Below are 17,789 nucleotides of genomic sequence, written 5' to 3'. Positions count from 1 at the left end.
TTTTAATTGTAAACCGTTATCTATAAATTGATAACCTTTGTACGATTATTATCTTTCATTTATTTAGGTGTCAGCATTAAGCCTACGCCTGCTCTTTGGCACAAATACAAAGACTGTCCCAAGCCATTTTCATGGTTTTTGGGACAGCCCTCGCTAACATTATAAATAGAACTTTACTGTTTTATTTCTTCATGCCAAGAGCTCTCAGAATGACCGTTGCGGCTTCTGCACGGGTAGTCTGCCCCTGCGGCTTGAACGTACCGTCCGGGTAACCTTCCATTAGTTCATTCGCTGTAGCAGCAGCGACGGCAGCTTTCGCCCATTCGGATACGGATGCACCATCCGCATAGGATAATCCTGCCTCTACAGCGCTGATTTGCGCAGCACGGACAATGATGACGGCCATCTGCTCGCGAGTAATGTCATCATCCGGTCCGAATGTTGTTTCCGTATAGCCTGAAACGATACCTAGCGAAGCTGCTATGGCAATCGACTCGCTAGCCCAGTGACTGCCGGTATCTGCAAAGACGGTGCTGTTCTGCCCTTTGAGCTTGAAAGCCTTAACGATGATGGACACAAATTCCGCCCTTGAAATCGGACGATCCGGTTTGAACGTATGATCCGGATAGCCTTCAATGGCTCCAGTTTTGATCAGTTCTTGAACGTTTTTCTCCGCCCAATGCCCTTTTAAATCCGTCAGATCTCCTTTACTCTCCGTTGGCTGCTCCTGTGCGCCATCGGGCGTAGCGGGCGGGTTGACCGGCGGGTTGACCGGTGGGTTAACTGGCGGATTGGCTGGCTTACCTTCTCCATTGCTGTGGTTGCCCTCATGACCGCCTCCGCTGCTTAATGCCGTATAGGTAATGTACGAGGTAAAGTGTTTCGTCCAAAGCACCAGATCATTTCCTACGGTAATGATTGCGGACCCTCCAGCCGGAATTTCATAGTCAGCGGCCATCTGATTGTCTGCGCTGATTGTGGTTGTAATCGGAACAATCACTCCTTGCGCAACGTAGCCTGCCAACTGGCCTCCTTTTCCTGGAAACACCATTCTTGCCGCTTTATCCAACGTGAGGGACACTTCCTGTGAACCCGCCTTGATAACGGCGCTAACGACACCCTGCGGAACCGAAACGGTACGATTGTCTTCTACTTGCGGTAATTCAAACTTGCCGTTCCAGCTTGCCGGTGCCTGAACTTGCGTGTTGGCCGGAATGTCCAAAGTCACATTGCCAAGCGCTGTACTTGCATGAACCGCGATGGACGGAAGTATAACCTTCGCTGTCGTTCCTTCAATAACAGGCGCCAATTGAATCGCGGCATTCGTTACTTCTTGCGGAACCGTAATACTTACCGGAACCGTACCATTCACCGGAAGATCCAGGACGGGCTCGTTGACTGTCGGCCTTAATTGAACGGCGCCGGTAACCGTAATGCTGGCACTCGCGCTTTGCCCGCCGTAAGTGACGGTTAGAACCGTCGAGCCTTGAGCCAAGCCCGTAACCAACCCATGATTTGTCACCGTTGCAAATAACGGATTGGACATGACGTATCTGGCATCATTCGTCACATCAAGGTATTTCCCATTCGAATACACAGCCGTTACAACAGTGTCATGCCCTGTGCCGACCAGTAAGCTGTAGCTGAGGCTATCCAGCAAGATAGAGGTCAGTTCAGGCGCAGTCGTGCCGCCATCCCCTTCACGTGTTACGTTGACCGTGTAGGTCTTGGTTGTGCCGTTTTCTGCCGTAACCACGACCGTAATCGTATTGCTCCCCACTTGAAGTGCAACAGGGCTGCTTGGTTGACCGCTGGCAGTTGACTCTCCATTGATATTCAGATTCGCATGAATCTCAGCAACTTCCGCCATAATTGTTAGATTCTCTACATTTGTCGCTACGCTCACATGATAATTTGTCGTATTTGGCGTAAATACGAGGCTTCCACTTGACAAATTCAAGCTCGCCAAGTCTGCGTTGCTGCTGAGGTTCCGAATTATTCCATCGACAGCTTGCGCTAATCGTGTAAGTGCCTCATCCACTTCGGATTGCATGGTATAGCTACCTTTTTCAGCATAAATCGTTTGCATTAGACTGCTCAATGCAGCTCTGGATTCCACCGTATAAGCCATGTCTTCTACTAATTTTGCAGCTTCCGCAAGTTTAAACTCCAAGCTTGCCAAATTTACAGCTGTAGTTCCCTCGCGATAGACACGAACATAGTCCAGATAACCAACGGCATTGGCACGAGATGTTGTACTATCATCGCTGTAGAATCTAAGTTTGCCAACTGTTGAGAATGGATTACGCATTGCTAAATCTTGTTTCTGCAGAATTCCATTCAGATAGACTTGCATTTTCTGTGTGTTGGAATCGATGATTAAACTAATCGTATTCCATTCTCCACTATTAAAGGTTCCAACTTGAGTTGTACTCGAATTGTTATTACCCAAATATGAAGTTCGGATTAAGCCATTATCGCGTAAGGAGACAGATCCAAGAATCGTTGTTGAATTATCGTTTTGATAAAGGAATGGTGCACCAACAAAACTCTCAGGCGTATCCGAGCGCACTTTCATCTCCAAATACAGTTTTCCGCTGGATTCCGGGAAATTTCTAATGGCTTCAACCGAAAGCCCAGCTCCCTTTTTCGTTTGGACAAACTTCAGATATTTGTTGCCATTATCGTTTTCCAACGTCACATTTCCGCCTGTTTCAACCATTCTCCAATCATTCAAAAGGTCATTCCGTGAGTTGACGTTGTCAAAGTTATCATTAATGATATAGGTTCTGCCCTTCAGCCCATCAACAGCAGCTTTAATATTCTGCTCAGCCCCTAACAAGGCTTCATTACTTCCGCCATCCGCAACAAGCTTGTCTCCTGCGAGAATTGCAACCATTAAAGCACCATAACTGTCTGCCGTGTAGGTATCTCCCTGCAGCTTTTTCGCATTAACTAATGAGCTTTGCAGCTTAGTCATTGCTTCTCCGCCCGCTTCGCGAGTTAAGTGAACCGAATACGTCTTGCTCAAGCCGTTTGCTGCCGTTACGATAATGTTGATGGTATTATTACCAACCGCTAGCGTAATGGGACTGCTTGCTTGAGCGCTTGCTGTTACAATGCCATTGATGCTCAGCGTTGCTTGACTATCAACTGTACCAGCCGTTACCGTCACGCTAGTCACATCGTTCGCAACGCTGACATTATAGCTCGTCGTAGTCGAGTTGAACGCTAAACTACCGCTTGAAAGACTCAAGCTTTCCAAATCCGCGTTGGCACTAGCATTCAGAGCTAATCCAGCAATGGCTTGCGTTAATCTAATTACTGCTGCGTCAACTTGGGACTGCAGCGAATAATCTGCTCTCTCAGCGCTGATTGTTTGAATCACATCGCTCAACACTTCACGAGATTCAACCGTGTACGCTTCATCATCGACGAATACCGCTGCTTCCTCAAGTTTAGAATTTAAGCTGTCCAGATTTATAGCTGTCGCTCCTTCTCGGTATACCCGAACGAAGTCGACATATCCGATGGCAAGCGGATTGCTCGAATTGTTGTCATCACTATAAAATCTCAGTTTACCAAGTGTCGTTATTGGATTGCGTAAAGGTAAATTTTGCTGCTGAAGAACTCCATTGACATAGACATTCATTTTTTGACTACTGGAATCTACAATTAAACCGATCGTATTCCAATCTCCAGGATTAAACTTTCCTACTTCAACTGTCGTCGTACTATTATTTCCCGTACTAGATGCTTTGATTGAGCCATTATCGCGTAAGGCTGCAGTAGCGATAATTGTTGTTGAACTATCATTTTTGTAAAGGAATGGCGAGCCGAAGAAAGTGGCTGGAGCGTCGGAACGCACTCTCGTCTCGATATACATTTTCCCGCTCATCTCTGGGAAAATTTTATTCGCTTCTACCGATAGTCCACTTCCCTTTTTGGTCTGAGCAAGCTTCAGAAACTTATTGCCGTTATCATTTTCCAAAGATACACTACCACCGGTTTGGATCAGCTTCCAATCGCTTGGAAGATCCGTTATCGCGTTCAAATTGTCAAAGTTGTCGTTAAGGATATAAGCCCTGAGCTTTAGGTTGTCGACTGCTGTTTTTATTTTCTCCACGGTGCTTAGATAAGCTTCATCTGTTCCATTAGTTGCGACAAGCTTATCACCTTCAATTATCGCACTCATCAGAACGCCATAGCTGTCTGCCGTGTAGCTTTCTCCCTGAAGTTTTTTAGCTTCATTCAACGTATCTTGAAGCTTCGCTTTAGATTGCTCGCTGCCGGTTTCCTGAATAATGGTATATACCTTTACATTATCTATATATACCGAACCCGTTTTCCCTGCATTGGATCCATCGTTATTGGTATAGAAGCTAAGCATATTCGCGGTTGTCATAGCCACACGAAGCGGCAAGTTCGACTTCACCTTTACGTCATCCACATAAAAGTCGCAGGTCTGCTTAGCACTATCCAGCACAATCTTCAAGTTATACCATGTGCCGCTTGTAAACTTGCCTGCATCTCCGTTATTGACCAGGAATGTGCCATTGTTGCGCATCGCATTGCTGAAGAGGTTATTGTTGTTATCCCTGGTCGCCCCATAGATATAAGGCATTCCGAAGAAGGTATCCGACGCATCGGAACGAACTCTCATCTCGAAGAATACTTGACCGGTCGCTTCCGAGAATGCAGCTGTAAGTCCCGTTTCACCGGCAGCATTGTTCTTCGTCACCTTCAAATATTTGTTGGTGCTCTCAACAGGATCTGTTTCCAGTGCTACGGTCCCACCGGACTGCATGATATTCCATTGTATGTTCAGGTCATTGATCGAGCCGATATCGTTGAAATCATCGTATACCAGCATTTTTTTGTTTCCGTTAATCTTAATCTGTTTACTATCTAGCGCGTTGATCGCTGCCACAAGCTCGCCATACCCGGATTGCTTAACTGTCCAGTCTTGGCTTCCATTCAATTTAACAAGTACCGCAGCGTATTGTGTCTTGAATGTCGCCAGTGCGTCTGCTGGATAATTTAGAAAATCAGTTCCCGCGACGCCCTTCTTCTTAATCCACTCTGCCCTCGCTACCGCTTTTTCAAGCAAGCCCTGAAGATTCTTGAGGGAGTCCACCTCGCTCATGGCTTTGATCAGCCGGACATATCCGTCGTGCACGGTATCAGCCTTCAGATCACTCAACGATGCTATAACCTCATCACGTGTATTTTTTAGAAATACCAATGCATCCTGAATAGTCGGATCACCGCTCGTATCATTTTGCAGTTCAGAAATCTTGGCGTTTACTGTTGGAATATAGGCATCCAAGACCTCTCGGGACATACTCAGGATCCTTGGGACGAATGACGGATTCGCATTGTAAACGGAGTTATAGCTTTCCTGCGGACCTTGATTAGACGGTTTTTCGCCTCCCGTATTAACAACGATCTTATCAATTGCCACACCTGCATCTATCATGTACAGCTCAATCGTATGGTATCCTGGCGTAGGAATATTGATGCTCACTTGCATCTTCTCAATTGCATTGGTCACATTGGTTTGCCAGTTGCCTTCCTCAGCCGTTTTTTGACCCGATAGGACGATCGGAGTTTTCCCATCCACCCCAATGGCAAATCTTTGGCCCTCCGCACCTAAAGTCGGCACACGATATACGGTCGTGGAGAAACTTCCCGCATTGGCAAAATATACATCGTAGCTTAGCTTAGGAGCATTGCTCAAATTATTCATATAGCTTGGTGTATTCATCGGATACGCCGCTACGGAGCCTCCGGAGCGGCCTAGTCCGTTAAATACTTGAAACCCGATAGCTCCATTCTTACTTTCTCGAGTAAAGTGTTCTGCTTCAATAGATACATAACCGTTAGCTTCGGCGAATCCGGTAATCTGATCCCTGGTCAGCGCAGGCTTGCTCGCATTTACTGTAATCTTCTTCTCGCTGCCTGCACCGATTACGGTAATAACAGCACTCTGAGTGCCAGTAGGGACTTGATCCCAATCGATGGACACCAATAGACGAGTGTCATCTATAATGGTACCGGTACTTTTCGAAATTTTCACCCATGGTTTATCCGCTGTTACTTGATAGACAAACGACTCGCTTCCTTTATTAAAGACGTCAATAAAATGCGTTTCTTTTAAATAGGATGAGAAATTGAGCACGCTGCTCGTAGTGCTATTCGTTTCACTTTCAACGACGACTCCCAAGCTCGCTCCATTTGGAACATTAACCTTACTTACGGAAGGCATGCCCGGAGCGTTAGGTCGAAGTGGCGACAAATAGGGATTCATCATCATTTTCCACTTCCCGCCGGACATCGTATTATTGTAATAGGCGGTTTCTTGCGCTTCTTTATTGTGCGCCCATTGCGCCAGATCTGCAGCCAAATTGGCAGCCAGGGCTCTCCCCTGAGAGCTATACAGTTTGTTCTTTTGAGCATAATAATATTTTAAGTTCATATAGTAAGATCCCTTAATAGGGTAAGAAATAAGCTGATAGAAGGAATCTTTCTGCTCATTAGGGAGCGTCTGATAAACGGCGTCAGCCCTGTTCATCAAGTTTTGATAATCCACAACTCTTTGTTGAGACTCATCGCCATAATTTACTGCGTTAAATTCTGCAGCGTTGGTGTGCTCAGGCTTTCTGGCATAATTCAGGCGGTAATACTCCGCTAAGATTTCACCTATTTCCTTTTTGTTCGCTTGAGGAAACGCTTTTTTAGCAAATTCGGATAGATATCCGTTGTCTCCGCTCAAGTTTTCTTTGTTCCACTTATTTATATTCCATGCCATATCCAGGAAAAAATCCATACCGATTTCATTTGGCTTGATGTCGCCTACGTTGAGAACCCAAAGCTCTCTCGCTCCACTTTCATAGGCTTTTCCCATTTCGCTTAACATAAGAGCAGGAGGGGTAGAATCAAGCCAGATGTAAGTCATGCTCCCTACATAAGACAGATGGTAGTATACACCGCTTCCACCCAAGCGAGCATTCTCAGCCACGGTAGGAAACCGCCGGATGAAACCATGATTGTCTTCCGCCCATACAATGGTTGCGTTATCAGGAAGCTTTAAACCTGCTTCATAAAGAGGCAAAACTTCTTTGTATGGAATAAAGATAGGGAATGCTTCGGAATTGATGTTATGATCACTCATCATTTTTGTCTGGCTGTCAACGATATCCTGAAGCACCTTAAGTTTTTGTGAAGTTGTCGATGCATTGGCAGTGACAAATGGCTTGTCATGCAGTCCGCGCATGCCAAGCGTATAAGAGACCTCATAATCTTTGTAAGCCGTGACGCTTTCATCCCAGTATTTGTTGACGAGTGTTGGATTCACTGTATAGTCATATGGCGCTGAGTTAGGATATTTCGTTAGGTTGTTCAAATCATCTATTGCATTTACTGTTTTGAGATCAACGCCTTGCAAATATCCCTGACTTTGAAGAAACGGACCCCACTCACCGGTACCATTGCGCATCATCGGCTCAGCGTGGCTAGTTCCCACGACGATACCATAGGCATCGGCATTTACACGGTTCTCAGGATATTTATTGAAATAGTCCGTCGGTCCCAACCGAATTTCGGAATGCATGGCTGGCCAAATGTAATTTGCTTTCAGCCTTAGCAGTAACTCGAATATTTTCTTATACGTTTCAGGACCTATATTGCCGCCCTGTGCTCCTACAGGGTCATTGAGCGCCGCCCACTTGGCAAGGTTTTGCTCATCATTCAGGAAGATCCCGCGATATTTCACAGAAGGCTCTCCCACTTCTTTCAACGGCTGCGTAAGGACGATTTCACTCTTTACTTGTGGGACAATATCCGCCCAATAATACCAAGGGGAAACTCCAATTTGTTCGGAGACGTCGTATACACCATATACGGCACCTCGTTTATCGCTGCCGGCGATAACCAATGACTTCTTCACGCCGGGAAGTGGATCATCTACCATTTTAATGATGTAGGATTCCCATTTGCCTTTCAGGTCCTTGGCTTCATCCAATTTTCCCTCTGTTATCAGTTGTTGAATAATATCACTTTTATCAACTGAACCAACGATGATGGAATACTGGTTCAAACCATTAGCACTAATTTTAATTCCAGGTGTCTTTGTTGTAACAGTAAGTATATCTTTTTGCAGATCTCCTACTGCTCGTACAATTTGCTTATCATCCGAGTTCGATACATAGATATCCGCTACCGAGCCATTCTTAAATAGCGGAAAGCCTGATTCATTTCCGTCAGGTGCATTGTCTACAGCAAGCACATTCATCGGAACAACGGCCGAAAGCATTAATGATAAGACTAGAAATAACATAACAAGTATTTTCATATTTCGATTTCGCAGTTTTGCCATGTGCAGGCTCACTCTCCTTTCATAGATTACATGTAAGCACTTTCAAAATAGTGCCATTTCTAATTGTAAACGCTATATTTTCGATTGATAACCTTTCTATGATTAGTTTTATCTGTTATTTATTTAGATCATCCTACTTTTTGGGCATCTCTAATTCGCCTAACTGCATGAAGAATAGAGCGACTTATCAGTATGCCTTCACACTTGAAAAGTCGCTCTATGAACTGTTAACGATTCATGCGGAACTGAGGTTTGATTCGCAATAGGACTAATTTAAAAGGACAACAACATTTGACAAGGGAATCATGCTTGCATCTTGAATATCTGTTCCTTCCCAAACGACTACTTTCGCTTTGAAACCGTCGACAGCACCAGGCAGCTTGAATCCAGCAACAATCTGATCACTTTGTCCCGCTGCCAGCTTCTTGGATGAATAGGACAGATTAACGACTTCATCGTTCTGATTATAAAGCGCTACGACAACAAGCACTTCTTTCTCAACCTCGCCAATATTAGCTGCCGTTACATTCGCGTTAAGGGTTTTTAACGGTTCAAGTTTGCTCATATTGAAAGTAACATTTACTGTAAATTTATTCCCCTCGTTTACTGCACCTATTGCAACAACTACCGCACTCTGCTTAGTCTCCCCTGCCAGACCTTTAGCGTCTACAGGAGTAATTTCAAATTTGATAAATTTTCCAACATGAGCGGAAGTAAGCTGCAGCGTTTTCTGTGTCTGGCCGACCAGAGCGCTGTACACACCATTCTCTGTATCCGCCATAAGCCAGCTGTAGGAAGAGGTTCCTTCTGCATCGCCATCTGCATCCGTAAACGTATACGTTCCAGTTAGTGTTTCTCCGGGCTTTGCCACACCGCTTATGCCTACATTGGATGCAACAGGTGCCGTGTTCGTCGATACAGGAGGACGGCTATCTAACACTAATTCAGGTTTATTGTCCGTTGCTTCATTACTTGCAAAAACTACTTTCGATTTTTCATCGGCTGTTGTGACAACCAGTTTAAAGGAAAACTGTTTCGTCCCCATTTGACTTTTCATATAATTGGTTACATCAATTTCATACCATTTAGGCACTTCACTCTTCTTTACAGAGAAGCCCTTGATTTCAGTTCCATTAGCAGGGATCGCTGCCAGTGAGGCAATATCTTCTTGCCATGAATCATACGGAACCCCATACAGCATCAGATCCCTATTCTCCAACGAATCCGTGTCTGCCGTCGCATACAAACGGAGAATCGCTTGCCCCACCTGATTTCCATCATACTGGCTGGTGTCGAATTTTAATAATGCCACGCGTGTCGTATTTGCTGCTTCACTTGTACCCTTTAATTTAACTACAAGATCCTTTTCGTTCTTTTTGACAGAAGTGCTGTTTCCCTGAACATACGTATCGAGCGCCGGATGATAAACTTCATGGACAGGAACAGCTTCAATAGCGACTGCCGCACTCATCTTCGCTGCTCCAGCCAGCCCCTTGGCATCAACCGGCGTAACTTCAAATTTGATGTACTTGCCGCTTAGCGCTGAAGTGAGCTGTAACGTTTGGTATGTCGCACCGAGAACTGAGCTGTATGTTCCACTCTCCGAGTCCGCCATGAGCCACTTGTACGTGGACATTCCATCCGCATCGCCGTCCGCATCCGTAAATGTGTAAAGCCCCGTTAACGTTCCACCAACTTTGGCCTGGCCGTCAATGGCAACATCGGACGCAGCTGGCGCCGTGTTCACCTGCTCAACTTCGGATTTGTAGAGCACTAATTCCGGCTTGTTGCTTGCCGCTTCATTACTTGCAAAAGTAACTTTGGATTTATCATTAGCTACCGTTACTTCCAGTTTAAAAGATGCCTGTTTGGCAGCCAATTGGCTTTTTAAATAATCAGTCACGTCCACTTCATACCATTTGGGAAGACCACTGGTCGACACCGAGAATCTGCCGATTTCCGTTGCATTATTGGTTGGGACACTAGTCAAAGCATTGATGTCATCTACCCACGAACCGTAAGGAATCCCGGACAGTTTCAACTCTCTGGTCGGCGAGCTATCCGCCGTCGTTGCATATAATCTGATTTTAGCTTGCTCTATTGTAGTTCCCGCAAAGTCATTGAAGTCGAACTTAAACAGTGCTACTCTGGTCGTATTTGCCCCTTCATTATCGCCCTTTAGCTTAACATCAATAATTTGATCATTCTTTTTGACCGTTGTGCTGTTTCCCTGTACATAGGTATCAATCGTAGGATGATACACAACCGGTTGAGCATCCGCGGCGTATGCTGGTACCGAAGTAATTTGCGAGAGTCCTGCAGACATAAGGACGACGATAGCAATAAGGAGCATTTTGGATAGCAGCTTCATCTCGTGTTTTGCCCACCTTCCTATTTCAATCTAGTTTTAATCTGCTATATACTTAAACTTAACCAACATCGGTGCAGCCATTTCAGTTGTTCCCAACGCTGCTGTGAATTCCCCTTGAATCTTGCTACTCGGTGTGAACGTGAAACCGAACTTTCCTTCTGGGCCGCTTAATGTCTGACCAATCCAGTCCACATTTCCTTCAGGATCTATCACTCTGAACGTAACTGTTTCCGCACTGCTGCTAGCGACATAGCCCTCAAGAGTAACCTGCTGATTCGCTGCGTTGACAGTAGTCGTAACATTGTAGATCCCCTCGTGAATATCCTGCTGCGTTACGGTGACCATGCAGCTTGCCGAATAACTTCCATCAGACGTCGTTACCGTGATCACTGCGCTTCCTGCTGCTTGTGCAGTTATTTGGCCGTTCGCTACAGTCGCTATTGCCTCATTGCTCGAGGACCAATGCACATTTTTATTATCCGCATTCGCCGGTGCAATTGAAGCCGTTAATGTAAGCGCTTCGCCCACCTTCAACGAAACTGCTTGCTGGCTCAAGCTTACACCTGTTACGTGTACAGTTGAGCCCCCGCCCGATGACGAGTCCGTTGAGCCGGTTGGTCCCGTTGAATTCGATGGAGTCGATGGAGTCGTCGGATTTGTCGGATTTGTCGGGTTCGTTGGCTTTGTTATGACAGTAACTTTTCCATCTTCAAATTTCACAACACTTCCCATATCTATGATTTGCCCGTTTATCTTCACGCCCTCGGCAGCAATTTGGATGCTTTTAATCGACGTTTTGCCGGAAATGGTCAAGGAGATGTCTTTACCAGTAATGACAACCTCTCCTGCAACCATCGTGTCATCCAGTTGAGCATTGCCCTCACCAACTCCTGCGGTGATATACAAATTTCCTTTGATCTTTACATTTTTCAGTGTAACGCCTTTTTTATTGATTAGTGCATTTCCTAAAATTTCCAAATCCGCGTACGTCTCTGAACGCACGAACAGTTCCCCCGCCAGATTGTCAAACATTTTGACGCTCTCCGCGCGAGTAATCTGTTGAGTTGGTTTGAAAGATTGGTCTTCATAACCCGCAATATATCCAGCTTGCGCCAACCCGCCAACATACCCTCTGCTCCATTCAGCAATGTCTCTCGCATCTTTAAAGTTATTTAATCCCGTTGCAGCCGTTTGTACATGAAAAGCTAGAGATAGCACTTTCGCAACTTCTTGACGTGTGATTGGATCATTGGGTCTTACTTGAAGATCGCCATCCCCTTGCACATACCCCGCTGCAACTGTCTTCGCAATATAGTCTGCATACCAGGCATCCGCCTCAACATCCTTGAAATGAGTCTCCACAGTTGTGGTTAGTCCCATCGTTTCAGCAATTAATTTGAAAAATTCCGCTCGTGTAATGGGGGCATCCGGTCTAAAATTCCCGTCTGGATAGCCGCTGACGATCCCGGAAGACTGCCACTTGGAAATTTCCTTGGATGCCCAATTCGTTTGATAGTCTGGTGACTCCGCATATGCATTGCTGCACATCATTAATCCAATAACTACGAATAGCATCAGTACTTGTTTTCTTAACATAGACTCACCACCTCTTCCTGATCGTAGATACAAAACATGTTGGATGGAGACAGAAGGTATCCGTTTATGGAATACGCAAAGCCCGTGAGAGCACTATCCGCCCCCATCCTCTCCAAACTATCTCAACGTAGTAGTACCATTTGCCAGTGGGATCATGCTGGATGATTCTATATCAGTACCCTTCCATACAAATATTCGTGCAACATAACCCTCTACATTGGCAGGAAGCTTAAAACCGGCACTGAGATATTCGCTGCTTCGTTGTGCAACGACTTTAGAAATGAAAGACACATTCACCATCCGTTCGTTGCCGTCATACAAGGCGACAATGACCAGCACTGGTTGTCCGCTTGCATCTACATTGGTAACTTTCACTTTTCCGGTAAGCGTCTCGCCTGGCTGCAAAGAATTTAGGTTGAAGCCGGCTTCTATGGTGTAGGCCTCTGCTTCTCTTCCAATCTTATACATAAATTCAGCGACATTACTATCAGCCAGTCCGTCTTTCACTGCTATCGCTTTAATCGTTGTGCTTTCCCGAACATCAATTTCGCCTATGTACAAGGTGCTGCCCGTCGTAGGTGTGGTTCCATCTGTTGTGTAATAGATCTCTGCACCTGCCGTATCGCTTGCCAATGCTACTTTTTGTGCGTCAACATAGGTGCCTGGCATCGGATTCGCAGTAGGTATAGCAAGCTTATTCGCCGCTTCTATAAGTACTGTAATTGGTGCAGACACTGCCGTTGTGCCATCATTAAGCTTGGTAACTTTGATCGTCACAGTGACTTCCTCGTCATTTTTCTGAGGGGTTACTATGCCACTGGTTGAAATGATTTCAGGCTGACTTGAGCTAGCAATCTCCAATTTGTAGTCAGAATTATTCGGAAGAATAAGAGTATTGTTGCGATAGGTTAACGTTGTAAGAGCATAAGCGACTTCTTCTGCAGTTGGTGCCACATATACCTGCATGTCGTCGATATCAAAAATGCCGTTCGGCTGATTATCCAAACCAAATTGTTGATAATTCAGCGTTTCACGGTCCAGCGCTCTATACGTAAAATTGTCAGCTACCAGCTGATTATTAAAATACCCGCTGTATTTCTTGTTAGCCGTATTTACAACAAATTTAACATCCTGCCACTTATTTTCTTCATAAATGCCAACCATTTTTTTATTACTAGCATCTTGCATCATGACATTCTTCTGTTGTTGAGCATTATTTCGATCAAGACCTGATGCGATTGCATATTTACCATCCGGAGCGTTGGAAATATAAGCCAGATTGGTGAATGGTGCGCTCTGAGGCACTCTTACCTTCATCTTAACAATCAGCTCTTTTCCAGCTGCACCTCCGTTTTCCCCAAACGGCAATTGAAGTAAGGCCTTAGATCCACTTGTACTCGAAGTTGTAAGTCGCAAAAATCGCTTTCCATCCTCTTCGACTACAGCAGCCGTTCCTCCATTTGTAATACTTTCTACATTAAGGCCAAATGGCAGTTTACCTATTTCATTGTTCTCAAAATTTTGATAGGCAATATAACTGAAAGGACCATCTTGTAATTTTTGATTCTTTCTTTGCTTACTTTCTGCATCGATTAGCTTAGTAATAGCCGCATTAATGACTGTCATATCTTTGGAACCACTATTTCTAAGGTTTTTCAATTCTTGTAAAGCAAAAAACCAAAGATCATAATCCGCTTTTTCATAAGAACCAACATCCGTACCTACAGGTACAGGTGCATCCTGCAATTTCTTTTCAGTGACGGCAATCGTATTCGACATGATCGTATCAGGGTTTGCTTGTTCTCTTTCAGAAACAACCCAGCTTGCATCATTAGGGGTCTCTGATCCCGTCGTAAGATAAATTCTGTCAACTGAAATACCGTCTTCCCGCATCCAAACATTGATGGTATGCTCACCCGCTGCAGTTACGGTAATAACGCCATTTCTTCTCGGCCACAACCACTTTTCATCTCTGTCATAGCTAAACAGTTGAGAAGTATCGAAACTCGCTGTTGTATATTTACCATCAATACCACCATAGATAGAGTCGCTAGCATCATCAATAACCCTAGTTCTCATCCAAACGTTATAGGTCCCTGGCGTTGAGAATTTGACTTTAAATTGCATTTCAGGACTCTTGCTTACCAAATCTGCCGCATTGCTCACCTGGCCGCCTAGGTCTGGAAGTCTCATTGCATAACCTGTATCCGACTGTGTGATCCTCCACGAATTCCCACTTTTTGCGATGACTTTTGCATAATCACTATTCTCTGAGGCCATTTCTGCTTCGATCGATACTTTACCATTCTTTTCAAGAACGGCACCACTTCCCCACTGAGCGAGTTCATCTTTCTCGGTTTGTGCGACAGGAGCAGTGCGAGGCAGCATCTCATATCCACTTGAAAACGCTTTGTTATACGTGCTGTTATAACTTTCAGGAGGTCCGTTGTCAGCATACAAAATCCCTTGCGGACTTGTATAAATGACCATCTTATCAATCATGATGTAATTATCGACCATCCAAACTTTCACAGTGTGCTTACCTGCTGTTGGGATAGTAACGTTTGTCAGATGCTTTTCAATATGCCGGAAGAAATTTTTCACCCAGTCTGTGCCTTGGCCTTCATCTGCTACTGCGCTGGAGATAACAGTTGGTTCTCCATCATCAATGGAAACTGCAAATTTAATTGTTCCCATTGAATCTAAAGTAGGTACTCTATAGATTTCCAATGGAAAAGTTCCTGCCGTTTCAAACTGTACATCATATTCCATTGAAGGTGCAGAAGCCTTGATTTGATTTTCTGGAACTCTTGCAAGAGTCGGGTTATAGGTTCTCATAACATCTCCCGTATTTCTTCCAAGATTATAAATCGGTTGCCACAGTACCTGACCAACATCATTTTTTCTGCTGTAATGCTCTGCTTCTATGGAGACGTAACCATCCGCTTCAGCGTAACCTTGCACTTGACTTAAAGAAATCGAAGTTGCCTTTATTTTTACGGTAATGATTTTTTGTATGGCTCCACTTTGTAAAGTTATTGTCCCAGATTCACCAGCATGGCTGGAAATATTACTCATGTTTACCCAAATACGATCTTCATCTACAATCATTCCGCTTGTTTTGGAAAGATTAATCCAGCTTTTATCTGCAGAAGCGCTCCAACTAAAGCTTCCCGCTCCCTTATTAAATATATCTACATATTTGCCGCCTTGATTGAATTCAGAAAATTCAATAACGGAATTAGCACTTACTTTTTCTTCCCCTTGCACAATTGCGCCCATTTCAGGATTTCCCAATTTCAGAGCCGGTGATCCTGCTGGCAGCTGAGATATTGGTGGCGGCGGATGAATCTCAGGATCCAGTATTTTATCCCATTTACCTGCAGCTAACGTCTTGTTGTAATAATTTATTTCCGTTTTCTTTTGCTGATCCGCCTCTTGAGACAGAGCCAAGAAATTATTCGCGGAAGAAAGTCTTCCCTGATCATAAGCCATGTTGCTTCTATCGGCATAATAGTAGGACTTAAATACATAATAGGACCAACGAACTTTACTTAGGACCTGTTCATAAAAACCGTCTTTCATATTCGCCGGCAAGCTGTCATAAATGGCATTGGCTCGATCAAAAATATTTTGAAGGGTGAGCATTCTCTTGGTTGATTCATCCCCATAATGTAATTGATCAAAGAAATCAACTCTCATTTGCTCGGGTCTTCTATTATAAGACAGTTGATAATTCGTGTTGATAATATCCGTAACTTCATCTGCATACTGAGAGCCAAAGTCTCTGCTCATCCAGTCATACAGGAATTTCTTCGAATTATTCTCATATTTATGAACATCCCAGCCGTAGCTCAGGAAGAATTCCATTTCGCCTTCCAATGGTTTCAAATCACCAACATTTAATATCCAAGCTTTTTGAATCCCTGACTCATATGATTTCTGCAATTGTTCTCCCATTAAAGATAGTGGCGTATTTCCATACCACAAATAGCTTTGATCGGCGGGTGCCCAATAGGAAACGTGATAGTATAGACCATGTCCACCACTTCTTTGTCTTTCCGCTGCATTAGGCAGTCTTCGCATGTAGCCTTGATTATCATCGACCCACATGATCGTTAATTCATCCGGAACCGCTAAGCCCGCGTTATATAAAGGCAATACTTCTTTATAAGGAATGAACATTTTGAAGGCGTTGTCATATCCCTGTTGCCCCAATACATCTTTCATCATATTCTTTTGATCTTGTATAATCTTGCCAAGCAGGTTAACTTTTCTTTCTTGTTCAGTTGCGCCAGGAAAAGTTCCATTATTGATATTTGCCGTGGTAAAAGGTTCATCATGGGCACCTCGCATACCAAGTGTCCACTGTGATTCATAGTTCTTATTTCTCATAAGCGCATCTTTCCAAAATTGCAATACGGCAACAGGGCTTACGGTATAGTCATATACAGAGCTTGTTCCGTGAGCGGCATCGTAAGCGGTATGCCACTGCGGCCACTCCATATTATTGTTTCTTAAGAACATTTCGGGGTGACTTGACCCCATTACAATTCCATATTCCTCAGCTAGCCTTGCATTGTTCGGATCATTATTAAATCCGTTGACATGCATCGCAGGCCACATGTAATTGGCTTTTAATCTCAACATTAATTCATAGATATGAACATATATATCCGGTCCGATTGTCCCGTTACTTGTATGTGCTTTTGCCCAATCATTCAGATTCTCTTCGTCGTTGAGAAAGATTCCTCTATACTGAACATCTGGTGAATCTGTAATGTTCGTATCCCCTTTTATGTATACGCTTTCTTTATGGTTAATGGCGACATCCGCAAAATAATACCACGGAGAGACCCCCATTTTCTCAGAGATATCATAAAGTCCAAAAATGGTTCCTCTTCGATCTGTTCCAGCGACAACCAGCGCCTGATCTACGCCTGGAACCGGGTTTTCGACAACATCAATAATAAAGCCTTCCCATTTATACGACCCATCGTCTTTTTTCAATTGGGCTACATTTAGCTTGCCGTTGGCAATCAACATATCTACAGCTGCGCTGCTGCCAATCGTGCCGAAAATGACAACATTTCCGCTTGTCGGAACTGTATTGACGACCTGCGCATCAGCATTCGTAACACCTTTAACATCTTTTTTGAAATCTCCAACCGCTCTTATTACGCTTACAGAATCATTTTTGTCCACGTATAGTTTTGCTGAAACACCATTCTCCACTAATTTGAAATTATTTCCTGCATTTACTGTGGAGACATAGCTGCTAGAAATATTACTTTGTTGTGTCAATTCTTGTGCTTTTGCAGTAGTTACGTTTACAGTCGCGACTTCAAAGCATATCTGGAAAAATAGTACACAAACTAATCCCCTTGCAAGCCATCGTTGTATGCGATGATTCATTTTTCACTTCCCCTTTCTCTTGACATATAG

4 protein-coding genes are annotated in these 17,789 nt (G+C 44.3%); all 4 read right to left on the bottom strand.

Annotation, left to right across the window (positions count from 1 at the left end):
- Window positions 1–181: 181 nt before the first annotated feature.
- The 4 genes from AC3WTJ_RS02315 to AC3WTJ_RS02300 all read right to left on the bottom strand — a co-directional run bounded on the left by AC3WTJ_RS02315 (window position 182) and on the right by AC3WTJ_RS02300 (window position 17,759).
- The gene (locus AC3WTJ_RS02315) at window positions 182–8,377 is read right to left on the bottom strand and encodes a glycosyl hydrolase 115 family protein (RefSeq protein ID WP_492520383.1); all 8,196 of its coding nucleotides are present in this window, start codon (window positions 8,375–8,377) and stop codon (window positions 182–184) included.
- Between the two features lie 268 nt (window positions 8,378–8,645).
- Window positions 8,646–10,748 (bottom strand): CBM96 family carbohydrate-binding protein, encoded by a 2,103-nt coding sequence (locus tag AC3WTJ_RS02310; RefSeq protein WP_492520382.1) that lies wholly within the window; start codon window positions 10,746–10,748, stop codon window positions 8,646–8,648.
- 36 nt (window positions 10,749–10,784) lie between these two features.
- A complete protein-coding gene (locus AC3WTJ_RS02305) occupies window positions 10,785–12,344 on the bottom strand; it encodes an Ig-like domain-containing protein (protein WP_492520381.1) in 1,560 nt (519 codons plus the stop codon).
- Window positions 12,345–12,461: 117 nt separating this feature from the next.
- A complete protein-coding gene (locus tag AC3WTJ_RS02300) occupies window positions 12,462–17,759 on the bottom strand; it encodes a glycosyl hydrolase 115 family protein (protein WP_492520380.1) in 5,298 nt (1,765 codons plus the stop codon).
- Window positions 17,760–17,789 lie beyond the last annotated feature (30 nt).

The sequence above is a fragment of the Paenibacillus sp. FW101-FHT12H11 genome, from assembly GCF_058790355.1.
This window is presented reverse-complemented; position numbering and strand designations above follow the sequence as displayed.

Coding starts and splice junctions, on each gene's coding strand:
- AC3WTJ_RS02310 (WP_492520382.1), bottom strand. CDS start 10,748: ATGAAGCTGCTATCCAAAATGCTCCTTATTGCTATCGTCGTCCTTATG.
- AC3WTJ_RS02305 (WP_492520381.1), bottom strand. CDS start 12,344: ATGTTAAGAAAACAAGTACTGATGCTATTCGTAGTTATTGGATTAATG.
- AC3WTJ_RS02315 (WP_492520383.1), bottom strand. CDS start 8,377: ATGGCAAAACTGCGAAATCGAAATATGAAAATACTTGTTATGTTATTT.
- AC3WTJ_RS02300 (WP_492520380.1), bottom strand. CDS start 17,759: ATGAATCATCGCATACAACGATGGCTTGCAAGGGGATTAGTTTGTGTA.